Source organism: Pedobacter frigiditerrae, from assembly GCF_004331645.1.
Classification (GTDB): Bacteria; Bacteroidota; Bacteroidia; order Sphingobacteriales; family Sphingobacteriaceae; genus Pedobacter; species Pedobacter frigiditerrae.
Genome location: NZ_SJSK01000002.1, coordinates 506,674 through 531,794, shown reverse-complemented (window position 1 = coordinate 531,794; position 25,121 = coordinate 506,674). Strand labels below are relative to the sequence as shown.

Genomic DNA, 25,121 nt, shown 5'->3' with positions numbered 1-25,121 from the left:
AATAAAATAAATCGTCATATCGAACGAGGCGCGAGTAGGTATCTGTTCTGCAAAAGTACTACACAAATAGACTTCTCGTAGTTTCACTCACACGAAGTGACGGTTATAATAAATAAAAATATGAGCTATTTTGTAAACGAAAGAGGTTATTACGGAGATTTTGGAGGAGCATACATTCCAGAAATGTTATATCCAAATGTAGAAGAATTAAGGCAACAATACTTAGGTATCATAAACGAGCCAAGCTTTCAAGAAGAGTTTAAAGCACTTTTGAAGGATTACGTTGGACGCCCTTCGCCATTATATTTGGCTAAGCGATTATCTGAAAAATATGGAGCAAACATCTTCCTTAAACGCGAAGATTTAAACCATACTGGCGCACACAAAATCAACAATACCATCGGTCAGATTCTATTGGCAGAAAGCTTAGGTAAAAAACGAATCATCGCCGAAACAGGTGCTGGTCAGCACGGTGTAGCAACAGCAACCGTTTGTGCCTTACGCGGATTAGAATGCGTAGTTTACATGGGAGAGATTGATATTAAACGTCAGGCTCCAAATGTGGCTCGTATGAAAATGTTAGGTGCAAAAGTTGTTCCTGCAACATCAGGTAGCAAAACACTAAAAGATGCCACCAATGAGGCAATGAGAGACTGGATTAATAATCCTGTTGATACGCATTACATCATTGGCTCTGTGGTCGGTCCGCACCCTTATCCAGATATGGTTTCTATTTTTCAATCGGTAATTTCTGAAGAAACAAAGAAGCAATTAATAGAACAAACAGGCAAAGACCAACCGGATTATGTAATGGCTTGTGTAGGCGGCGGAAGCAATGCTGCAGGTATGTTCTATCATTTTATTGATGATGAAAACGTAAAACTGATTGCCGTTGAAGCTGCTGGTAAAGGTGTAGCTTCTGGTCTTTCTGCAGCCACAACCTACCTTGGTAAAGAAGGTGTTTTGCATGGGAGCAGAAGTATTTTAATGCAAACACCAGACGGACAAGTAGTAGAACCACATTCGGTGTCTGCAGGGCTGGATTATCCTGGCATTGGTCCGCAACACGCCCATTTATTTAAAACCGGTCGCGTTAAATATGTGTCTATCACAGACGATGAATCTTTAGATGCAGGTTTGTTATTAACGCAGCTAGAAGGAATTATTCCGGCAATTGAAAGTGCACACGCTTTAGCATACCTAGAATATATGGAATTTAAAGGGGGCGAAAACGTGGTCGTTTGTTTATCCGGTAGGGGCGACAAAGATATGGAAACTTATATGAAACATTTTAACTTATAGATTTGAGACATTAGATTTGAGATTTGAGACTTTTTAAAGCTCAGGGATCTCATATCTCACATCTCATATCTCACATCTCAAGATATGAACCGATTACAACAACTTTTTCAAAATAAAAAGAAAGATATTCTTTCCATCTATTATACAGCAGGCTATCCCAACTTAAACGATACCTTAAAAATTGCACAGGCTTTAGAAGCTTCTGGTGCAGATTTTATGGAAATCGGATTTCCGTATTCAGACCCAGTAGCCGATGGAGAAGTTATCCAAGGAAGCAGCAAACAAGCTTTGGATAACGGAATGACACTAGAAATTTTATTCGACCAACTGAAAGACTTACGCAAAATTGTAACTATCCCTATTTTATTGATGGGATATGTAAACGTGGTATTGCAATATGGAGTCGCAAATTTTTGCGAAAAATGTCAAGAAGTAGGGGTGGATGGCTGTATTATTCCAGATTTACCAATGTACGAGTACGAAGAAATGTACCACACCTGTTTTGCTGAACACGGCATAAGCAATATCTTCTTGGTTACGCCACAAACTTCTGAAGAACGTATTCGCAAAATTGATGGCTTGAGTAATGCCTTTATTTACTTGTTATCTTCTGCAGCAACTACTGGAAAAAACCTAGATGTTTCTACCACAGCAAGAGATTATTTCGCTCGTATTCAAGCTATGAATTTAAGCAATCCTTTAATGATAGGTTTTGGTATCTCCGATAAAAAAACATTCGATTCTGCCAATGAATATGCAAGCGGGGCCATCATCGGTAGCGCATTTGTAAAGAGCCTAAATGAGAATGATGTAGAAGGAAGTGTGAAAACATTTATGAAACAATTTAGAGGATAATATATTAGTTCATTCTTCCTCGTACGTCATTGCGAGGAGGAACGACGTGGCAATCTCCTCTTAGATTTCTTAATTTAATTTAAACACTCTAACCCCCATTTATCACCTTTACTTTCGCGTCAATCCGTGTAAAATAAGCTTCAATCTTCTCATCATAAGCGGTAGAATGTTCATCAACAGCTTTATATATCAGTTCGCAACATTCCTTGTTTAATTGGCAATACTCTTTAAATAATTGAACACGAGCAACCAATTGTTTAGGTAAATCAATTTGTTTTAGTTCATCTAAAATCTCCAAATTCCTAGTCCAATAATAAATGCCAATGTCTTTAACATCAGACATTGCCTTTTCTCTACCGACCAAAGTTGTATCGACAGGATATATGCCATTTGCCATAGTAGTTAATGAAAGGTATTCGGTCATTACCCTTTCGTATTCTTTTTTGTCGGCATCTTTGTTAAACGGCTCCACTTCATCAGATTTGCCATATAAAGTAGAATTAAATATGCCCGAATTTGCTCTTTTTCCTTTTACCGAATAAACAAAAACACCTATGGCAATGGAGAATAAGACAATACAACCAATGGTTAAATAAATTACAGGTTTAGGGATAATGGATGACATTTTTGTGGTTAATTATTTGGGAAGCCCAGCTTTTAGTTGTTCAAGTTTCACATTTATCTTTTGGTGTAACTCATCTATTTGTTTGTCATAGGCCTTAGAATGTTTTTCTAATGCAACGTACATCAAATTATACAACTCGATATATAATAAACAGTACTCATTTAACAATTTGTTTTGCTTAATTATGGCAGGTGGAAGCTTAAGTTGATTTAGGGGTGCTAATACTTCTAGGCTTCTGTTCCAATAATAAATCCCTCTGTTCTTAATTTGTCCAAGAGCTTGTTCTTTGCCCGCTACAGTAGTGTCAAGTGGATAAATATCTAATGCCATACTTTCAATTGATGCGAAATCTTTCATGATAGATTGATATTCACTTCGGTCCTTATCTGATTCAATAAAAAAAATTGATCGCTCAGGATTTGATTGTGTCTGATTATTTATTGCTCCATTCATTATCTCTTGGTTAGTAATGCCATTGTTAGGCAGCATGGTATAAATAACAGTACAAGAAGAAATCACAACTAATGAAACAAATCCAATAGTAATAGATTTAACGCCAGTTTCTTCAAAGCGTATTATGCTAGGTAAAAATGCATAGCCAATCAATATGCCAGAAAACAATCCTCCAATGTGTGCAGCATTATCAATCTGGCCCTTTAATCCATAAATTAAGTTGTAAACTACAAAAAATGCGATGCTGGATAATAAGGCTTTTCGAGTATTTTTTTCAATCAAGCTAGTGGTTAATAATGCTAGGAAAACGCCGTACATACCAAAAATAGCACCAGATGCTCCAGCACTTATACTTAACTCATGCCAACACATACTAGTGATGCTCGCAATTAATCCAGTTAAGAGATAAGCTGCAAAAAATCTTACTTTTCCTAATATAGGTTCTAAAAGCGCACCAATGTATAATAACGCAAATATATTCATTACCAAATGGATAATGCCTATATGTAAAAAGCAATTTGTAATTAGGCGCCAAGGTTGGTCATTCAATGTGTAAGGGCGAAAATTTGCACCCCAACTTAATAAAGCTTCACCCGTTGGTGCTATAATATCCACCCCACTAATTAGCATCAAAATGAAAACTAGGAGATTTAGATTTACCAAAATAGGTGTGATGAAGTATTCCTTTGTTGGGACAAACATGGAAAAGAAATCTTTTATTTGTTCTTTAAAAGTTTGAGGAGGAAGTTGTAAGTAATCTTGTTCTGGAGGCGGTAATTCTGCTTCGAGTTCTATATGTTTTAAAGTAAGTTCTTCTGGAGTAAAAGAAAGCTTAGCAATTTCAAACGTATCTAAAAACTGGTTGACGGTTTTCTTGTTTTTGCCCCAATCTATCATTTCATTCCCTGCAGATTCACTCGTAATGAAAATTGTATTTCCATATTGCATCAGAATTTTAATGTCAGCATTCCAACTAAATAAACCTTTGTTGGTATATGCAATTATTCCCGTTTCACTAACATAATTGATTTGCCATTTCAACTGATTAGCAGTTTCTATTGCTAAGGCTAAAAATTGTTCAGGGCTAAGGTCTGTTAAATAAATTTCTTCAGTATGCTTGGGAGTTAAACCAAATGCCATTTTTTCGAGTTTGTTAATTTTTTTGATTAACCGAAGATAAAAATTTGAATGAAGAGATATGAAAATTTGACTGATTTTTCAGTTAATATTCATATTTAATACTATATAATCTGCCATTAATGCGGTGCTAGCGGCTATATGTGTTCCAAATATTAAGTTTTCACCGTCGCTTCACCGTCAATCCTGTGTCGCATGGTCGTCGAAAAGCCTATTTCGACGGTCAATGGACGATATACCGAGCCTATACCGACGGTAAACCAAAACAAGTTTAGTATTTTCTCGTAATTAAATATATTTCTCTTACAACACCCTAACTCATATCAACCAACTTCAAAATCAACCCATCATAAAACTGAAAAACAGATTTCCCTTTCAACTCAATATCATCACCTACTTTTAAACCATTAGGAAACTCAACTGCCAAAGTTCCAGTATAATGAATATCAACCTCTACGTGGTTATCGCCATAAACAATACTAATTATCTCTTGTTTTCTGGCCTTAAACATAGCAGCGGTCTGTTCAGCTTGAACTTTAAAGGCATCAATACCATTTAAAGTCAAATTGGTTTCTCCTTTATTAATATAAATGAACTCGATTTCAGCATGTAATTGTGAGCACATTCCCTCAAGGTCAAAACTATTATAGGCAGTAATGTAATTTTTTATGATTTCTTCTTTATTATGAGGTGTCATGTGTAAATATTACTTGTATAGTTTAGTGTGTATTTGACGAAGTTCTGGAATGGGCATTTTTATAATTGCTCTATCATAAGTCATAATTCCATTTGTTTCTATTTCTACATCAGTTGTTTGTGTATAAACAGCAGCAGATAGACCCAATGGGATTAATTCTTCCAAACGCTTAATGAATAAAGCATATTTGGCAAATAACTCTTCTTTAGTTTTAAAACTTTGGTATCCCCAATTGTCTTTTTGTTGCCAAGTATGTCCATCAACAGGTAAACCTAAACCACCAAATTCTCCTAATACTAATATCCTATCTTTGCCAAATAAATCGGGTCTAGGCATAGCAGGTTGTGGGTAGTTGTGTAAATCTACAAAGTGACCGGTATTAAAGAAATTACCACCACTGGCACTATTAACCAATCTTGATGGGTCTTTTTTCATTGTCCATTCTGTAATTTCTACTGTTTTAAATTGTCCCCAAGCTTCGTTAAATGGTGTCCAAACAACAATGCTCGGAAAATTGTGAAGATCATCCATTATTGCTGTCCATTCCTTGCGATAATAAGCCTCAGAATCCGCACTGCGATTTTTCTCTGTTTCGTTATTCACTGTTCCGGGGTTAGGATTCCAGCTATTGCCTAAATCGCCACTTGGCATATCTTGCCAAATCAACATTCCCATCTTGTCGCAATAATTATAATAGCGGGCAGACTCTACCTTAATGTGCTTCCTAATCATGTTAAAGCCCATTGCCTTTAATTGGTCCACATCAAATTTCATTGCTGCTTCCGTTGCAGGTGTGTACAAACCATCTGGCCACCAACCTTGGTCTAATGGTCCGTATTGGAATAAGAATTTATTGTTCAACAACATTCGTTGAATACCATTTTCATCCTTACCCATAGAGATTTTTCGCATGGCGAAGTAACTCATCACTTGGTCAACCGTTTTATTGTTCCTGATTAAGCTAATTCGTAAATCATATAAAAAAGGGCTACTTGGCGACCATAATTTCTCGTCGGTCAACTTTAATGTTGCTGAACCATCAGTTCCTAAAAATTCAGATGTAATTACGTTTGCACCGTCAAGTACTTCTACTTTCACTTTATCGGTTTCGCTAGTTTTATTTAAAGCGATAGCAACTTTAATAGTATGCGTATCAATATCTGGTGTTTGTTTGGTGTTTACGATATAAGTTCCCGGCAAAGCTTCTAGCCAAACCGTTTGCCAAATACCAGTAACAGGGGTGTACCAAATCCCACGAGGTCTTTTAACCTGTTTTCCTCTTGGTTGTGGTCCGTCCTCAGTAGGATCCCAAACCCTTATTTTAATTTCTTGATTATTTTTTTTGTTCAAAAATAAGGTAATGTCAAAACTAAAAGGATCAAAACCGCCTTCATGGGTTCCAACACTTTTACCATTTACAAAAACTTCCGTTTGCCAATCTACTGCGCCAAAATGTAAAAGGATTTGTTTTCCTTTCATCTCAGCTGGAATGGTAATATTGTTTCTATACCATAAAGTACTGTCTTTACCAACGGTTCTTTTTACACCAGACAAAGCAGATTCTACAGCAAAAGGCACTAATATTTTGCCTTCAAACCTTGTTGGGTTAGCTTCTGTTTTCGGGGTAATGGTATAATCCCAAAGCCCATTTAAGTTCTTCCAATTGTTATCCCTTACCAATTGTGGTCGCGGGTATTCTGGTAAAGGAGCACTCGGATTTAAATCATTTGCCCAAGAAGTATAAATTTTATCTTTTTTAAATGCCCATTGATTTTGAGCATATAACTCATTAACTACCAAGGAAAGTAAAAGGATGATTAACGCTTTCTTGTTCATAGTATATAATTTGGTTTCTTTAAAATTAAGTTTTTTTGTTTGATACTTTTTAAATAAACAAAACCGAAAACACCAGCTATAATTGAAGCGCATAAAATTGAAAACTTAGCTTCAACTACATATAAGGGATTGTTAAAGGATAATAATGAAATAAATATAGACATTGTAAAACCAATGCCAGCCAACATACCAACGCCAATAATATGTTTCCAATTAGCATCATCAGGTAGAGTGGCAAATTTCATTTTAACTGCAAACCAAGAGAATAAAGAAACACCTAAAGTTTTACCTACAAATAAGCCTACAATTATGCCCAAACCCAAAGGCGATGTTAAACCATTAATCATTTCTTTTTGAAAGGTGATATTGGTATTTGCCAAAGCGAAAATTGGCATGATGATGAAATTAACAGGTGTGGTTAAAAAATGCTCTAATTTCTCTAAGGGAGATTCTATATCTGTATCATTAGTTGGAATGGTAAATGCCAATAAAACACCAGCAATGGTTGCATGTATACCTGAATGATGAACGAAATACCATAAGAAAACTCCAGGGATCAAATAGAACCAAAGGGATTTAACCTTGAAATAATTTAACGCTAGGAGGAAAGCGAAAACTCCACCAGCCATTAATAAATAGTTCCAATGAATTTGTGCAGTGTAAAAGACGGCAATCACCAAAATAGCGCCTAAATCATCGGCAATTGCCAAAGCAGCTAAAAAAATCTTTAAAGATGCAGGTACGTTTTTACCCAACATGGCAATAATAGCTAATGCAAAAGCAATGTCAGTAGCCATGGGTATTCCCCAGCCAGATGCTGTTGCTGCACCCTTATTAAAGAAGAAGAATATTAAGGAAGGAACAATCATTCCGCCTATCGCTGCTAAAACAGGTAGGGATGCTTTTTTTAAGGTAGATAATTCTCCTTCTAGCAACTCTCGTTTTATTTCTAAGCCAACTAATAAGAAAAATATGGCCATTAAGCCATCATTAACCCAAGCAGAGATGCTGTATTTTACTTCAAAAGAGCCTAAATTGAAACCTAAGTCTCGTGCTAGAAAATTATTGAAATAAACAGCATCTCCAAAATTAGCAATGCATAAAGAAATAACTACGCAAACTAAAAGGATGATTCCACCTACTTTTCCCGATTGAAAAAACTTTTGAAATATGGATAGGTTAATTGTTTTTGCCATGGTTAAAAGTAAGCAACAAATTTGTCTTTTAATCAATTTTGTCATCCTGAGGAACGAAGGATCTCTTAGTGATTATAAAATGAGATTCTTCGCTTTGCTCAGAATGACAAGCCCATAGAATAAAAAAGCCGCTCTATTTTACAGAGCGGCTTAGAATTTTTTAGGAGAGCTTTATTTCCCAAACAATGTTGCTTTCAAGCTAATTTCAAAAGTACCATTTGCCGAGCCCTGCAATGCAGATGTTTCAGTAGTATAATAACCCATTATGGCTAAAGATGACCTATAGTTAATACCTGCACCAAAAGATGCACTTTTTGAACTATGGTACATCCCCATGATGAAAAGCTTATTGGTAAAATTAAAGTTTGCCCCAGCATCAAAAATGCTATCATAGCCTTCAATTTCCCTGAAAGCAACTTTAGGCTCAATTTCTAATGCATTTGCTCCACTTCCAGTGCTGATTTTATAACTAGCTGCAGCATAAAAACGGGAACGATCTACTACATTATCATTTTCTTGTTTAATAAAGCTTCTAATGTTTGGGATGGCAGCTTCAATATTCAACTTATTGCTGGTATAAGCAATTCCAAAATCTCCATCAAATAAAGAACCTTTGTTGTTAAACTGTGTAATGTTTGGGTCTGTAATATCACCATTTACATCACTATAATCTACTTGCTCATTCACTATTCCAATAGAAGCGCCGAAGTTTAACTTCTGGTTATCTCCATTTAATGGCAAATGATAAGCATAGGTAGCTACCGCTTTTGTGCGTTGTAAAGAACCAGCCTTTTCGTTGTAAAAGTTAACACCTACGCCAACCTTGTTCATTTTATAATCTGCAGTAATGCCTTGTGTGCTTGGTGCGCCAGGAATATTACTCCATTGCTTGCGGTAGTTAATATTTACGTTTAAGCCATCAATTAATCCAGCATATGCTGGATTTGCCTGATATTGGTTTAAGAAATACATCGAACTTAAAGGATTAAGCTGCGCTTTTGTCTCAATCCTTGTTAAGGATAAAACTGTTGTTATTAGCAAAAGTGACCAAACTGTATGGCGTAGCATTTGATATGTTTTATTGATAATCTTCATCTGTTTAATACAATTTAGTTTCTAATAATTGTGATGTAACCTTTAAACTGGCTAATGTTTGTGCCAAAGTCTAAAATGTAATAATAGGTGTCTGAGGCCAAAGCGGCACCGTTGTAAGTTCCATCCCATTCGTTGGCATAACCTTTTTTGGTATATACAATTCTACCAGATCTATCAAATATCTTTAAGGTATTATTTGGATAATAATCGATGTTCTCTATTGTAAACTTATCGTTCTTACCATCACCGTTAGGTGTTAAAATGTTTAATGGTTTAATTTTATAATCTTCTTCTACGGCTATTGTAATTGATTGATTACTTGTACAACCCGACGCATTAGTTACTGTAACTGTATAAGTTGTAGTTTGCTTCGGTCTAACTGTTAATGTAGCTGTTCCTTGTCCTGCAACTACATCAGTACTTGGTAACCAAGTGTACGTAACACCACCTGTTGCAGAAAGTACAACTGGAGTTCCTTTAGAAATAGAAGTTGAAGTGTTGTTCTTTGTAATACTAATTACTGGCAAAGCATTTATGGTAACAGTTGCCGAACCAGTAAGCGCTTGATTTGTATTTGCATCGGCAATATTTACCAAGTTATATGCAAAAGTACCAACGGCATTTGTAGGAGCAGCTACCGTTACAGATGTATTTAGAGAGTTTGCTACAACGGTCCTGTTTGCACCTCCATTAATGTTATAAGTAAAGGTAAATGGAGCTGTACCAACAGTTGCGGTAAAAGTAATGTTAGGTGAAGTTGAGTTAATACAAATACCAGTTGTTCCGCTTATGGTTCCGGCAGGTTTTGGAATGATTTTGAAGATGGCTGAAGTATAATTAATCTGGTAATTAGCATTGATGGCTAAAGTACCTTGACCAATTGTATAATCACCTGGGGTTTCGCCAGCAGGACGAGTTTGGGTTCCTGTAAATACATCGCTACCTAATAGGGCAGGATTAAAGGTATAAGTTAAAGCTGGGTCTGTTGCGCCTTGAATTTTACTTTTCGCTGCAGCGGTTACTGCAATTTGTTTTGGAGAAATAGTTAAAACCTGAGTCTTTGGAGTTGCTGCATTATAAAAAGCATTTCCAATCTGATTAGCAGTTATTGTAACCGTTCCGGCTTTTAAGATATGAATATCATTATTGCTGATGGTTGCAATATTGGTATCACTACTAGTATAAGTTAGATTAATCTCAGTGTTATCACTTGTTGCACCTATTGGGAAATCTGGGTCGCCATAAGTAACCATTTTAGTTGGAGCTAACGTGATGGTTTGATTTTTCTTTACATAAGCATCGTCTCTAGTATACCAAATAGGCGATGTGATGATTCTACTTCCATCACTTTCTACTATATCTGCGTAGTAATAACCTGTTGCCAAATTAGCAAGACCTGTATGAGTGAAACTTAAAGTGCCAGTTGTACTGCTGGTTATTTCAACAGGATTAACACCACTTCCTGGTGTTCCGTACATTATTTTAATGCTGGTTACAGGACTAGTAGTTTTTGAGGTGATTGATATTTCTGGCCCGGCAGCATTCGTAAACATACTTCCAACTGGTTGTTTGTTGATGGTGTAGGTAATTTTCGCTGCTGAGTCTTGTGATGCATAAAAACGCATCTTTTTAATCGCATCTAATAAATCGTTTTCAGTTAATGCAGGAGCCATAACTACAAGTCGAGCTCTGGTGTGCCTACCAAAAGTTAAATTATGGTTATCATGGTCAATTGATGCCCCAAGATGATATCCTTTTGCCAACATTCGGTTATAGTAACTGATGTAACTCATTGAACTTGCAGGGTCTGAATAGGTAAGATTGGTAGAGAAAGCAGGTCCACTTTCTAAAGCAGTTCCAACAATTGCGCTATCTGCGCCTAAATCATAAGTAGCTGAGATATTATTATAGTCTGTAGTATTTGGGTGAGCCAAAGTAGCTACTGCATTTAAACCATGGCGGTTGATGATTCTGAATAATCCAGTTGTACCAGTATAAACACTTTTCGGAACATAGATTTGATTTTCTCCCGGTTCCCATCCAATTAACGAATCGATACCATAAACAATTACGTGACCACCGCCACTAATTACGCCCCATTCCATGCCGTGTAAGGCAACAAAATTAGAAGTAGTTGCATTTTTAGCAGCAGTAATTCCAGGTTGCCAATTAGCTAATGACATACCTGCTTGTGTGTGGTTATGTTCTGATAAACCCAAGAAATCTAAATTCATGGAGTTCTTCGCAAAAGCATAATCATCTTCAGGTTTTTTGGTTAAATCATCTTTATTTCCATCAGAATAACTACTATGGCTGTGTAAGTTTCCAAAATACCAGTTAAGGTTATTTACATCTAAAATACCAGTTTTGTGACTTCCTTTTAATGGATTGGTAGAAAGGTAAAGCGGACCGCCACTACAAGCACTGTTTAATGCATAAATAAAGAAGTTATAAGTTGTGTTTTGAGATAATCCATTTCTAATGAATGTATTTCCAACACCTCTTTTTACAACAATACCACCGCCAATTGCATCACCAACATTATAAACTGTTGTATTAACTGGCGATGCTGTTAATGAGGTTGAAGTACTCATCACTACCAAGAATTCATCAGCTGTGCTAACTGTAAATGTACCTTGAACAAAATTGTAATTTGAGGCAGTAACATTAAAATTGGTTGGCTGAGCAGTAGGTGCAGCGCAAGGCAATAATGTTTTTGTAGTTTGATCTGCAGTTAAAATATTTGTGGTTAAATATTTTGGCCCGCCAGTACAAGAAAGGTTATTTAATGGGAAAATGAAATAATAGTATTTTGTAGCACTTGTTAAATTGTTATCAGTAAAAGTATTGCTTACAATTTTGTTGGCTACAATTCCACCACCAAATGAAGCGCCTACTGTATATGAAATTCCATCAACAGGTGTTGCAGATAAAGTACTATTTAAACTACGAATGATTAAATATTCATTAGCATCCGTAGATTTATTAAATGTTCCTGTAATACTTCCTGTGGTTACATTGCTAAAAGTTAATGCTGTAGCGGAAACAGTTGGTCCGGCACAAACTGGAAGGTTTGGAGGGAAGTGAACGCCTAATTGGTCTGCATCATCCCCATCAATTGCATTTTGAACTACGGGTAAAGTAACCCTTTGCCAATCATCTACAATAAATGTTGGGCTTGGGTCGGTTACAGTGATACTTCTAACATAAGAAACATCTTTAGCATTAACACCCTGCCCAAAAGCATCTAAAATGTTTCCGTTTGCATCTAAAATTGCAACACCATCATTACCATTAAAATTAATAACTGTATTGCTATTTTGAACTGCAGTAGTAGAAGTTAAATAAGGAACTTCATTTCCATTACCTGTATTGCCAATAATTACAGTTCCTCTAGCTGGGATAGTAACTGTTAAGCTAACAGTTTGAGAAGGATTGCCAGTGATATTGATATTGCCAGCATCTCCGGAAATATTATATAAAGCTAATTTTAAATTTAGAGCTGCTGTATTCAGTGGGGCATTACTTAAATTGGTTAATTCAATCCATTTATTAACTGAAGCACCTTCGTAATATTGACTAATAATTAAAGGAGATACAACAAGCGGTAAATTTGCTGTTGTAACATTTAGTGAGCTTACTGTTGTTTGTAAATTTGGCACATTGTCTTCTGCCACTACATAAACATTATAAGCTGTTGCGCCAGTTAAACCAGTAATGTTTGCCGTTGCATCGGCATTGGCCAAATTGGTAATTGAACCAGCTTTAAGAGCTGCATTTCCATTTCCATCTTGTCCAGCCTTAACTTGTGCAGCTGTTATTGGAGCAGTTCCACTTGCTGGAATAACAACATAATATGATTTTCCCGCCTCTGTGATATTACTTATTAAATCAAACGAGGTAATGGTAACATTGCTAGTTTTTGGATAGGTGGCTGTATTTGCTGGTGGCGTTACATCCCCAATCACACCTGTTCCAGTTAAGGCAATATTAACCGATGTTGCACCAGTACTTGTATTTAAAACGTTCTCGTTTGATACGCCTGTTGCTATTGGTGTATAACGAACATAAACAGTAGGGGCTGCTGCAGCTTCAGTAATTGTATAACTAATTGCCCCACTAAAAGTTGAATTATCTTTTGAAACTGAAAAAGGAACTGGAACAGAAACATTAACAGCTGAGGTTAAATCTGTGCCAGTTAAAGCATATGTTTTAGATGTTGAAGCAACATTTACTGATTGATTTCCGAAAGCTAGTGAAGTAGGGTTTGTAACTAAAAGTGGATTGCTTGCAGCCCCACCTTTAAAAGTAATACTAAAGTTGTCTATAGCATAAATACCGTCACTTCCAGTATCGTCTTTATCAGTCCACCTGATATAAATTGTACTACCATTAGTTAAAGAAATTGATGAAATACTTCCTGATATTGCTGTTTGATTTGCAGTAAGATTACCATCTACACCTGCACTAACGATAGTTGTAGTTAATTTTTCTGCTAAATCCAAAGCTGTTAACGGAACCCAAGTTGCTGTTGCGTCTCCAATACTAGTTGCGTTTAAACTATATTCAAATGGTAAGGTTTCTACTATCGCATTACTTCCACTTCTCCATTGTTCCATTACGCCACTTAAATCAATAGCTGTTACAGTAGAACCAGTGTTGTTGGTGTAACCCGCACCAAATCTTGGAACTAATGATCCAGAAGCTAAGCTTCCAATTGCTCTATCAATAGCTGAAGGTGTACCTGTATTGTAGGCAGCACCTGCATTTGCAGAAGTTACATAAACTACAAGGGGAATTGTTGCGCCAACTGCTACGCCACTTGAGCCAGAAGCTTTAACTGCAAACCAGCCTGAAACAGGTGCGGTTGCGGTAGGAGCCATTCCATCAAAGTTTTCTGTTTTAGCAGTATTTAGTGCTGTTATAGAAACCTGTGAATATGATTGGAATGAAATGGCAAAAAGAAATAAAAGGAGTAAATGTTTTTTCATATACAATTTGTTTGAACGAACAAATGTATACGTAAATGAGAACGCTAGTATTAATTTGTGGTTAAATTATTCCTATTGTGGAAAAATAATTTAACATTTATTTCGTTGTGGTTAACTTTTAATGGTGAAAAGCAAGGTTTGACTTGGGAAATTGAAATTGAGTATGGTATTTTAGTTGAGCGGCGATGTTTCTAATGGTTAAAGGTAATCCTCAATGTTCCCTTTGCCTTCACGAATAACTTCAAAATCTCCAGAAGTACAATCAACAACTGTTGATGGTTCATTGTCTCCATAACCTCCATCAATAACAATATCCACCAATTCTTGATACTTCTCATCAATCAACTCCGGGTCTGTTGAATATTCAATCAATTCGTCATCATCTTTAATGGAAGTAGATAAAATAGGATTACCCAAAGCTTCAACAATTGCTCTTGCAATATCATTATCTGGCACACGAATACCAACCGTTTTTTTATTAGAACTCAATAATTTAGGCACATTATTGTTGGCATTAAAAATAAAGGTGAATGGACCAGGTAAGGCCTTTTTTAATACCCTAAAAACTGTTGTATCTATTGGTTTAATAAAATCAGAAATATGCCTTAAATCTGAACAAATGAATGAGAAATTTGCCTTCTCGGGTTTTATTCCACGAATGCGACAAATCTTTTCTATTGCTTTTTGATTGGTAATATCACAACCTAATCCATAAACAGTGTCTGTTGGGTAAATTATTAAGCCTCCTTTTTTTAAGACTTCAACTACTTGCTCAATAGCTCTTTCATTCGGATTTTCAGGATATATCTTAATTAGCATACTCAAAAATAACAATATTAAATTGCCTTTGTTTAATATGATTAGATAATTACATTTAATAAGTATTGATAATCGGAAATGGGGAAGTGTTTTCTTATTTTTGATAAGGTTGTCAATCGAAATCTTCCGAAGCTAAATTTTGAGATATGAGAAAAGCATTTGTTGCCATTGCCGCGTTTTTAGTTGCCCTAACAATTATGTTAGGTTTGTATCATCCATTTTTATGGTGGTCATTTATTTTTACCGGACCATTTGTTTTACTAGGTCTATATGATTTATATCAGCCTAAACATAGCATTGTAAGAAATTATCCAGTTTTTGGTAGACTTCGTTATTTTATGGAAGAATTGAGGCCAAAGGTTTATCAATATTTTGTAGAAAGCGATACCAACGGAAAACCATTCAGCAGGCTTAATAGGTCATTAATATATCAACGTGCTAAAAAAGATAACGATACCATTCCATTTGGTACACAGTTAGATGTTTATGAAAATGGTTACGAATGGTTAAGTCATAGCATTGCAGCAATTAGTCACCATGAATTAGATGTTAACCCAAGAGTAATAGTTGGCGGTCCAGATTGCAAGCAGCCCTATTCTGCGAGTATTTATAACATTTCGGCAATGAGCTTTGGTTCGTTGAGCAAGAATGCTATTCTAGCTTTAAATGGGGGTGCAAAAATGGGTGGCTTTGCCCATAATACCGGCGAAGGGGGAATAAGCGATTATCACGCTGGTCCTGGTGGCGATTTAATTTGGCAAATTGGAACTGGTTATTTTGGCTGTAGAAATCAGGACGGTACTTTTAATCCCAATGCTTTTGCAGAAAGGTCAAAGACAGAAAATGTAAAAATGATTGAGATTAAATTATCTCAAGGTGCAAAACCTGGTCATGGGGGTATGTTGCCCGCCAAGAAAGTAACGCCAGAAGTTGCAAGGATACGTTTAGTAAAAGAAGGCTTTGACGTTAATTCTCCTCCAGCTCACTCAGCTTTTTCAACTCCTTTAGAAATGATGGCATTTGTAAAACAGCTTAGAGAATTGTCTAACGGAAAGCCTATAGGATTTAAGCTTTGTATTGGCAGACGGACAGAATTTTTTGCGCTTTGTAAGGCGATGGTGGAAACTGGAATTTACGTAGACTTTATCACGGTTGATGGGGGAGAAGGTGGAACAGGCGCTGCGCCACAAGAGTTTTCAAATGCTGTTGGGATGCCTTTAAGAGAGGGTGTTGCATTTGTTTATGATGTTTTAAGTGGTTTTGGTTTAAAAAAGCACATCAAGATTATAGCTTCTGGTAAAATTTCATCAGGGTTTGATTTGGTTAAAAACATTGCCCTTGGTGCAGATTTATGTAATTCTGCTCGCGGAATGATGTTTGCCTTAGGTTGCATTCAAGCATTAGAATGTAATAGCAATACTTGCCCAACAGGGGTGGCCACGCAAGACGAAAGTTTAATGAAAGGCTTGGTAGTCGAAGATAAAACTGTTCGTGTGTTTAACTTCCATAGATTAACCGTTCAAAGTGCGGTGGAATTGCTGGGTGCTGCGGGTTTACGCCATCCTTATCAATTAACTAGGGCATATATTAACCGTAGAATCGGGCAAAATGTAATGCAATCTTACATGGAAACTTTTCCTTATATTCCTGAAGGAAGTTTAGTGCAAACGCCTTATCCTTCACAGCATGAGTTAGGAATGGCATTAAGTACTTCAGCTAGTTTTGCTCCAACAGATTATAAAGTTTCGGCAATAGATTATCAAACAGCAAGTTCTAATAATTAAATGAAAAACTGTCATCCTGACCTTGTCTAAGGACTGAGTGATTTTGTTTTTGAAAAGCAAGCTATTGTAGCTATTAAAGTTAGTCCCGCTTTTCCCTGTAGCCTAAGCCAATGAAAAATTGGCTGTCGGGCTGTCGGTTCAATCGGGTTTAAGATGCAAGGATTGTGCAATTATTAAGGTGTTGGGAGCATAAATACAGAAAGGTCCGTCACCCTGAATTTATTTCAGGGTCTGGGCTGAGGGATTAAAAACTAATAAACTGAAATAAAATAAATGAAGCAACTAATCTCTATCATTAAACCTATCTTAATTCTATTTCTAGGTGTAAATCTATTTTTTTGGATGTTGTACCACGCTAGTGCTCATAAAATTCCTCTACAAACAGATTTAACATTTGGATTAATAAGCCTGTTTCTTGCTTTACTAATACTTTTTCTATACTTGAGAAAGCCATAATACTTCAGTAAGTTAGTAATGACGAATTAGAACAATAAAAAAGTCGCTTAACATTTCTGATAAGCGACTTTTCTATTCACTAAAAGTCCCCTTTAGGGGATTTAGGGGTTTAAAACTCAGCGCTTTTTGGAAATCTTGGGAAAGCAATTACATCTCTGATGTTTGTCATTCCGGTTACGAACAAAACTAAACGTTCAAAACCTAAACCAAACCCAGCGTGAGGGGCAGAACCAAAACGGCGGGTATCTAAATACCACCAAAGTTCTTCTTGCGGAATGTGCATTTCTTCCATGCGCTTAGTAAGCATATCCATACGCTCTTCTCGTTGCGAACCACCAATCATCTCACCAATACCTGGGAATAAAATATCCATTGCAGCAACCGTTTTACCATCATCGTTCATTCTCATGTAAAACGATTTGATGTCTTTAGGGTAATCAGTTAAAATAACTGGTTTTTTAAAATGTTTCTCAACCAAATAACGCTCATGCTCACTTTGTAAATCAGCGCCCCATTCGTCAATTAAGTATTTAAACTGTTTTTTCTGATTAGGTTTAGAATGTTTTAATATCTGTATAGCTTCGGTATAAGTTAAACGTTCAAATTCATTTGCCAAGCAAAAATCAAGTTTTTCAATTAATGATAGCTCACTTCTTTCTTGCTGCGGTTTTGTTTTTTCTTCTTCTAATAAACGGTCATTTAAGAATGCAATTTCGTCTTTGCAGTTTTCTAATGCATAACCGATTACATATTTCATCATATCTTCGGCCAATTGCATGTTGTTCTCTAAATCTGCAAATGCAACTTCAGGTTCAATCATCCAAAATTCTGCTAAGTGACGAGTAGTGTTCGAATTCTCAGCCCTGAAGGTTGGTCCGAAGGTATAAATCTGGCCAAAAGCCATTGCTGCTAATTCGCCTTCTAGCTGACCAGAAACAGTTAGATTTGTTGCTTTTCCAAAGAAATCTTCAGAAAAATCTACTTTTCCATCATCTGTGCGAGGAGTTTTATCGAAATCTAAAGTAGTAACCTTAAACATTTCTCCAGCACCTTCTGCATCACTTGCAGTAATTACTGGTGTATGCATGTAAACAAAACCACGTTCGTTGTAAAACTGGTGTATCGCAAATGCTAAAGCGTGACGAACCTTGAAAACAGCATTAAAAGTATTGGTGCGGAAACGCAAATGCGCTTTTTCTCTCAAAAACTCTAGGCTATGTTTTTTAGGTTGCAAAGGATATTCATCAGCATTGCTATCTCCAAGAATTTCGATAGTTTTTGCTTTAACATCTACCTTTTGACCTTTACCTAAAGATTCAACTAAAGTTCCTTCAACAGAAATTGCAGCGCCAGTTGTAATTCTTTTTAATAATTCTTCAGGTGTATTGGTAAAGTCAACAACTATTTGAATGTTGCCCATGCACGAACCATCATTCAATGCTATAAATTGGTTGTTGCGAAAGGTTCTAACCCAACCCATTACCTTAACTTCCGTGTCAAATGCTGTAGAATTCAGCAGGTCTTTAATTTTTTCTCTCTTTATCATTAGGCTATGCTCTATAAGGGCGTCAAAAATAAGGATTTAAACCTAAAATTTCCTATTTGTTTGAGGTAAGTTTTCTTAAATTTTAAAAGTTTGAAGATTGGTTAAGAGACTGGTAACGCAATAAAAAAGGAAGCTCCTTTATCTTTTCCATCGCTTTCTGCCCACACTTTTCCATGGTGTAGCTCCACTAGCATTTTAACAATTGATAGACCTAGACCATTAGAATGTTCCTTTCCTGTTGGGATGGCACTTAATCTGGCAAACTTTGTAAATAGTTTACTCATATCTTCTTCTAATAATCCTTGCCCTTGGTCTTTAAATTCAATTATGATTTGGTTATCTATTGTGCTTACATTGATAAAAATAGTAGTATTGGGATAAGCATATTTTAAAGCATTACTTAATAAATTTTCGAAAGCTTCTTGTAATCTTATTGTGTCTGCTAAAATTACAGTAGAGCAATTACAAGATATTTCTACCGTTTGTTGTTTTTGAGAAGCGATTAATTCAAAATTCTTTTTGATAGTTTCCAATATTCCAGCAACATCTATTTCTTGAGAATTTAACCTGAAACTTGCATTCTCACTTTGCGACAAGTCTAATAAATTATTTAAACTACCCAAAACACTAGTGGCAGCCCTTTTAATCCTATCTGCAAAGTCGGCAACAATTTTCGGGTCATCTGCCTTTTTTTTGATTAACTCTGCAGAAAGTGAAATGGTTGTATTTGGATTTTTTAGGTCGTGAACAATTCTGTTCATCATGTCCGTTTGAGTTCTTATCGCCTTTCTTGTAGCAAGCCTTAGTTCAAGTTCATCCATTGCTATAGACGATAATGTTTCCAGCATCTGGAGTTGCTGCGCTGTTACTTCTTTTGGTTCTACATCTAAAACGCATACTGTGCCTAATTGAAGACCTTCAGGGGTTTTTAAAGGTGCGCCAGCATAAAACCTTACACCATTTTCCATTAACACAAAAGGATTGTCTGCCAGTTCAGGTACGTTAAGCATATTCTCAAACAAGGTTACATTGCTATTTAATATAGCAATAGAACAAAAACTATCTTTCCTGTCTATTTGTGTTGCTTGTAACGGGCTTATATTGCTTTTAAAGAATACTCGTTCTTCATCTACAAAAGTTACTTGAGCTATTGGGGTGTTAAAAATTTGAGCAGCTAATATGGCAATCTTATTAAATGTATCTTCTTCAGGGGTGTCTAATATATCGTAGGCGTGTAGCTTATTAATTCGCTCTGCATCATTGTCTGGAATTAATGAATTAGGGATCTGAAAATTGTTCATCAATAATTTGTTTGAGGTATCAAATATAATCTAATAGAATGAACTTTTGTTTTAGATTGAATTTATAGATATTTTCTATTTTACTAAAATATTTAAGTGTTTTTAGGTTTTTATGTTAAAAAATTGAATAAAAGTGCTTTTTAAAATCATTAAATATTAAAATATGCCTTTAAATTTGAGTTATATTTTAATTTATATCAATTTCATATATTTTTTTGTGTGTTATTAAGGTAAAAAATCACTGATTAGCAGAATTTTATACTTATTATTTAATTTTCTGTAAAAAAAATTAAATAATTTTTCTTTTTAATCTATTTTATGTGAAATAAATCCTTATATTTGTTGTGTTCATACAAAAAAGTACATTTATATTTGGTTTGATTAAAGCTCTGGTTGGATGGCCAGAGCTTTTTCATTTAAATTAAACCAGGTTAAAAACTCTCTAAATAGGAGTGAACAGAATTATAATAGAACTTAACAACCAACCAAACTATAGAAGGCCAGTTCGTTCAAGCGACTGGCCTTTGTTTTTAATAAGAATATATTATTTACATTCCTGATTTTTTCTTATTGTTAGTTATACTCTTCTTGTAGGAAATAGTAACCAAGTAAATATGATCTAGGCGTCACATAGCTATTGAGGTTATATGATACCTACTTGATGCCTACTTGAACCCTGTTACATATGTAAATTTATACAGGCTGATTAAGGTATAGCGAGTGTTGAATTGGTGCAACTTTTAAGGTTGTACTGAAGCAAGGTTAGGAACAAAAAAAGACCAGCTCGTTTTACGGCTGGTCTTTTTTAATATTATATATCTTTCCGACTTGCGGACTAAAAACTTCCTGACTAACTAGCTAAAACTTGAGTAACTAAATCAGCAGCTTCTTTTAATTGAATTGCAGAGAAAACTTTCAAGCCAGAATCGTCAATTAATTTTTTAGCTTCTGCAGCGTTAGTTCCTTGTAAACGGCAAATAATAGGAACTGGAACATTTCCAATTTCTTTATAAGCATCAATAACACCTTGTGCAACTCTATCGCAACGAACAATACCACCAAAAATATTAATGAAGATTGCTTTTACATTAGGGTCTTTTAAAATGATATTAAAACCAGCTTTAACTGTAGTTGCATTTGCAGTTCCACCAACGTCTAAAAAGTTAGCAGGTTCACCACCAGCAATTTTAATAATATCCATTGTGGCCATTGCTAAACCAGCGCCGTTAACCATACAGCCAACATTACCATCTAATTTAACATAGTTTAAGTTGCTTTCGCTAGCTTCAACATCAGTTGGGTCTTCTTCCAATTTATCACGCATTGCTGCATAATCTGGGTGACGGAACAAAGCGTTCTCATCTAAATCAACTTTAGCATCAACAGCTATAATTTTATCATCGCTAGTTTTTAAAACTGGGTTAATCTCAAACATCGCAGAATCAGTAGCATCATACGCTTTATAAAGAGCGGTAACAAATTTTACCATTTCTTTATGAGCTGCACCAGTTAAACCTAAGTTAAAAGCAATTTTACGAGCTTGGAAACCTTGTAAGCCAACTTTTGGATCAATAGATTCTTTGAAAATTAAGTGTGGAGTATGTTCAGCAACTTCTTCAATATCCATACCACCTTCGGTACTGTACATGATAATGTTTGTTCCATTTGCACGGTCCAATAAAACAGAAACGTAAAACTCCTTAGTTTCAGATGCACCTGGATAATAAACATCCTGAGCAACTAAAATTTTATGTACTTTTTTACCTTCAGCACTAGTTTGTGGTGTAACCAATTGCATACCTAAAATATCGGTAGCTCTTTGTTTAACCTCATCCAAGTTTTTAGCAAGCTTTACGCCTCCACCTTTTCCTCTACCACCTGCATGAACTTGTGCTTTAATCACAACCCAGTCAGAGTTATAGTCAGTTTTCATTTTTTTAGCTGCTTCTACAGCTTGTTCAACAGTTTCAGCTACAATGCCTTCTTGTATAGCAACGCCAAAACTCTTTAAAATTTGTTTACCTTGATATTCGTGGATATTCATCTGTTCAAAAATTTGCTCAAATCTACAATTTCAAAACCTTTATACAAAGCCTAAATCTATTAAAAATGAAAGTATTTAGTATATTAGCTAAACACACAAAATTCCTAGTTAAAATTTAATCACCTTTATTAGAAAAGCAAGGTCAGATGTTCTTTTTAACGATAGTCAAGTCTTTCGCTTTACTGGCCTCATTCTTCAGCTTCGTGCTCGCTGTAACCGGGTTTAGAGAAAGAAGGTTGTGAAAATAGGATAGGTTGCAAGCCGCCCCATACATATGTTAAATTGTTAAGAAAAGAGCATCTACATCACTTCATCAGCTTGGACTAAACGTCACCCTGAATTTATTTCATGTTCTGCAAACAAATATGTGTTAAGGAGATATACCACCCAATAATGCTACAAGGTACAGGGAAAAATTTTAGTTTAGCCTAATCATTTTGCCAGTTTTCACCGATTCATCACAAGCGAAAGCAATCCTTAAGCTATTTACTGCATCATTGGTAGGATTGGTTAAATCAAGGTCTTCAACAATGGCCTTTAAAAAATGCCGTTGTTCGCGGTTACAGAGTTCTTGATGGTTAGGTTCATCTGTAAGGTCTATCCATTCATCAGCTTTGCTAAATTCGTATTGACAATCTAAAGCGGCATGGTGTACTTTAATTGATTCGGTTTTGGTGTGGGCTTCAATGTTAGCAGATTGTCCTACGTTTCCAGCATTTTTAGCTACAATGGATACTGATCCCTTTGGGCCAAAAACATCCTTGATAAAGAAAGCATTATCGCTGATCATTGGTCCCCAGCCAGCTTCATACCAACCAATAGAACCGTCTGCAAAGCGTATCTGCAACTGTCCGTAATTATAATTCCATTCGGGTATATCATCGGTTAGTTTAGCACCAATGGCACTCACTTGTATGGGCATAGATTTTGTCATTTGGCACATGATATCGATATAATGCACAGCACAGTCTACAATTGGGCTTAAACTTTTCATCAGGTTACGGTGTACCGTCCACTTTGCGCCATGGCTTTGCTGGTTTAAATTCATACGCATTACCAATGGTTTTCCCATTGTTTGAGCCAGATCTGTAAATTTTTGCCAAGATGGATGATAGCGTAATATATAGCCCACCAATAATTTTTTGTTAGCTTTTTTTGCAGCTTCGGCTACTCTTATTGCACCGTTTACACTATCTGCCAATGGCTTTTCTATAAATACGTGGCAACCATTCTCTAAAGCTTTAATTGCATACGCTTCATGTGTATCGGGGTAGGTAGAAATGCAAACTGCATCTGGCTTGGTAACGGAAAGAGCTTCATCAAAATCGCTATACAAATGGTATTGACCACCAAGTTTTTCATTGAGATTTTTTTTACTTTCTCCAGTAGAAACCAATCCGCATATTTCAAAACCTGGCAAGGTATGATAAGCTGTGGCATGGGATGCACCCATATTGCCACAGCCTGCCACTAATACCCTTAAATTCTTTTTTGTTGTTTCCATCAGTCTCTTAAATGCCCAAAGTCCAACCTTTTCGGTATTCGCGTTTTACAAATTGATTTACTTCATCAAAGTTGGTTACCTTCATGTTTACTTTATCCCAAAGCATCTTGATATCTCTGCCGGGGTAATTGATTTTACCTGCCGCATCTCTCCGCTGCACATCTGTACCTCTAATGGCCAAATTGGCAATGAGTAAAGTTTCTGTAAGTGGGCCTGCTATTTCAAATGGCGAACTGAGTTGTATTTTTCCGTAACCGGCAATTGCAGCTTCAGCAAATTGGGTGTAATGTCCTTCTTCTTGATTAAGGATACGTGGAATGGTAATTTTAGTATGATCAGAATTATTGTGTGATAACGGCAGTAACCTTGGGTTCTTGCCGTAGGTTTCGCAGATCATTTTTCCTTTTGTACCTATAAAAAGTACACCATTATCGCCAAATTTTTCGTTTGCACCTAATTCTTCTGGACGTTCTGGTTTAATACCTCCATCCATCCAATGTACTTGAACCTCATGTTTGGTTTTTGGCGTTTTGGCAAAAGTGAGAATTACATGGCTAGATGGTGGACAGCTTTCTGGTAAATAGGCTCTTTTAAATTCATCTACATATACACTACCCACACTACACTCTACGCTAATGGGCGTATCTAAACCTAATACCCTAAATGGCGGTTCTACTAAATGGCAGCCCATATCGCCTATGGCGCCTGTACCATAATCCCACCATCCCCTCCAATTAAAGGGAACCAGTTTATTTACATATTCTTTGTATGGAGCGCTACCTAACCACAAATCCCAATCGAGTTCTTTCGGTATTTCTGCCTTTCCTGTTGGCCACGAAATTCCCTGTGGCCATACCGGCCTGTTAGTCCAACAGTAAACGGTATGTACTTTACCTATCCTGCCTGCATCATACCATTCCTGTAGTCTTCTTACCCCATCTCCCGAAGCTCCCTGATTACCCATTTGTGTAACCACTTTATATCGGTTTGCTGCTTCGGTTAACATCCTGGCTTCATAAATATCGTGCGTTAAGGGTTTTTGAACATATACATGTTTACCTAACTGCATGGCTGCCATGGCAATTTGCGCATGGGTATGATCGGGTGTGGATACCGTTACAGCGTCAATATTTTTGCCTTCTTTATCCAATAACTCACGGTAGTCTTTATAATATTTTGCCTTTGGGAAGTTTTTTAAAGAATTTGCAGCCCTTCTATCATCTACATCGCATAAAAATGCAACATCAGTTTTGCCTCCTCTAACAATACTGGCAATATCGCTTTCTCCTTTTCCGCCTGCACCTATTCCAGCCAATTGTAAACGATTACTTGGTGCCAGAAAACCTGGCCCACCTAGTACATGTCGAGGTACAATCATAAATCCAGCGGTGGCAAGTGCTGTTGTTTTAATAAAGTTTCTTCTTGAATTTTCGGTTTTCGAATTTGCTTTATCTTCTATCATTATTAATTTATTATAATG

At 36.1% G+C, this 25,121-nt stretch carries 16 protein-coding genes; 3 read left to right on the top strand and 13 right to left on the bottom strand.

Translation table 11 applies throughout. The features are described from left to right. Positions 1–120 precede the first annotated feature (120 nt). A complete protein-coding gene (gene trpB / locus EZ428_RS09115; protein WP_131552840.1) occupies positions 121–1,302 on the top strand; it encodes a tryptophan synthase subunit beta in 1,182 nt (393 codons plus the stop codon). A gap of 84 nt (positions 1,303–1,386) precedes the next feature. After that, positions 1,387–2,157, top strand: a complete 771-nt coding sequence (gene trpA, locus EZ428_RS09110; RefSeq protein ID WP_131552839.1) for a tryptophan synthase subunit alpha — start codon at positions 1,387–1,389, stop codon at positions 2,155–2,157. Positions 2,158–2,245: 88 nt separating this feature from the next. Here trpA and EZ428_RS09105 read toward each other — a convergent pair whose 3' ends face one another. From EZ428_RS09105 to EZ428_RS09070, 8 genes are all read right to left on the bottom strand, one after another. After that, entirely contained in the window at positions 2,246–2,782 is a 537-nt protein-coding gene (locus EZ428_RS09105; RefSeq protein WP_131552838.1) for a hypothetical protein, read from the bottom strand. 12 nt (positions 2,783–2,794) lie between these two features. Continuing rightward, entirely contained in the window at positions 2,795–4,375 is a 1,581-nt protein-coding gene (locus EZ428_RS09100) for a rhomboid family intramembrane serine protease (protein ID WP_131552837.1), read from the bottom strand. 310 nt (positions 4,376–4,685) lie between these two features. Beyond that, on the bottom strand, positions 4,686–5,069 hold the full coding sequence (locus tag EZ428_RS09095; RefSeq protein ID WP_131552836.1) for a nuclear transport factor 2 family protein: 384 nt from the start codon (positions 5,067–5,069) through the stop codon (positions 4,686–4,688). A gap of 9 nt (positions 5,070–5,078) precedes the next feature. After that, positions 5,079–6,905 carry a glycoside hydrolase family 2 protein gene (locus tag EZ428_RS09090; protein WP_131552835.1) on the bottom strand — a complete coding sequence of 609 codons (1,827 nt, stop codon included), beginning with the start codon at positions 6,903–6,905 and terminating at the stop codon, positions 5,079–5,081. Beyond that, positions 6,902–8,101 (bottom strand): Na+/H+ antiporter NhaA, encoded by a 1,200-nt coding sequence (gene nhaA, locus EZ428_RS09085; protein ID WP_131552834.1) that lies wholly within the window; start codon positions 8,099–8,101, stop codon positions 6,902–6,904. Before nhaA ends, EZ428_RS09090 begins: the two co-directional genes overlap by 4 nt. Before the next feature lie 171 nt (positions 8,102–8,272). Then, a complete protein-coding gene (locus EZ428_RS09080) occupies positions 8,273–9,196 on the bottom strand; it encodes a PorP/SprF family type IX secretion system membrane protein (RefSeq protein ID WP_225871026.1) in 924 nt (307 codons plus the stop codon). 14 nt (positions 9,197–9,210) lie between these two features. Beyond that, positions 9,211–14,187 (bottom strand): CehA/McbA family metallohydrolase, encoded by a 4,977-nt coding sequence (locus EZ428_RS09075; RefSeq protein ID WP_131552833.1) that lies wholly within the window; start codon positions 14,185–14,187, stop codon positions 9,211–9,213. 198 nt (positions 14,188–14,385) lie between these two features. Beyond that, positions 14,386–15,006, bottom strand: a complete 621-nt coding sequence (locus EZ428_RS09070; protein ID WP_131552832.1) for an L-threonylcarbamoyladenylate synthase — start codon at positions 15,004–15,006, stop codon at positions 14,386–14,388. A gap of 146 nt (positions 15,007–15,152) precedes the next feature. Between EZ428_RS09070 and EZ428_RS09065 the strand changes: the two genes are divergently transcribed. Further along, entirely contained in the window at positions 15,153–16,790 is a 1,638-nt protein-coding gene (locus EZ428_RS09065; RefSeq protein WP_131552831.1) for an FMN-binding glutamate synthase family protein, read from the top strand. Positions 16,791–17,355: 565 nt separating this feature from the next. On the opposite strand, the gene asnS is transcribed toward EZ428_RS09065, so the two are convergent. The 5 genes from asnS to EZ428_RS09040 form a co-directional block, all read right to left on the bottom strand. Next, positions 17,356–18,792: an asparagine--tRNA ligase gene (gene asnS, locus EZ428_RS09060; RefSeq protein WP_131552830.1), complete on the bottom strand. Its 1,437-nt coding sequence runs from the start codon at positions 18,790–18,792 to the stop codon at positions 17,356–17,358. A gap of 101 nt (positions 18,793–18,893) precedes the next feature. Then, positions 18,894–20,093 (bottom strand): GAF domain-containing sensor histidine kinase, encoded by a 1,200-nt coding sequence (locus tag EZ428_RS09055; protein WP_131552829.1) that lies wholly within the window; start codon positions 20,091–20,093, stop codon positions 18,894–18,896. 850 nt (positions 20,094–20,943) lie between these two features. Continuing rightward, complete coding sequence (gene sucC, locus EZ428_RS09050; RefSeq protein WP_131552828.1) at positions 20,944–22,137, bottom strand: ADP-forming succinate--CoA ligase subunit beta; 1,194 nt, start codon at positions 22,135–22,137, stop codon at positions 20,944–20,946. 418 nt (positions 22,138–22,555) lie between these two features. Next, positions 22,556–23,641, bottom strand: coding sequence for a Gfo/Idh/MocA family protein (locus EZ428_RS09045; protein WP_131552827.1), 1,086 nt, complete (start codon positions 23,639–23,641; stop codon positions 22,556–22,558). A gap of 7 nt (positions 23,642–23,648) precedes the next feature. After that, positions 23,649–25,103: a Gfo/Idh/MocA family protein gene (locus tag EZ428_RS09040; RefSeq protein WP_131552826.1), complete on the bottom strand. Its 1,455-nt coding sequence runs from the start codon at positions 25,101–25,103 to the stop codon at positions 23,649–23,651. Between the last annotated feature and the right edge of the window lie 18 nt (positions 25,104–25,121).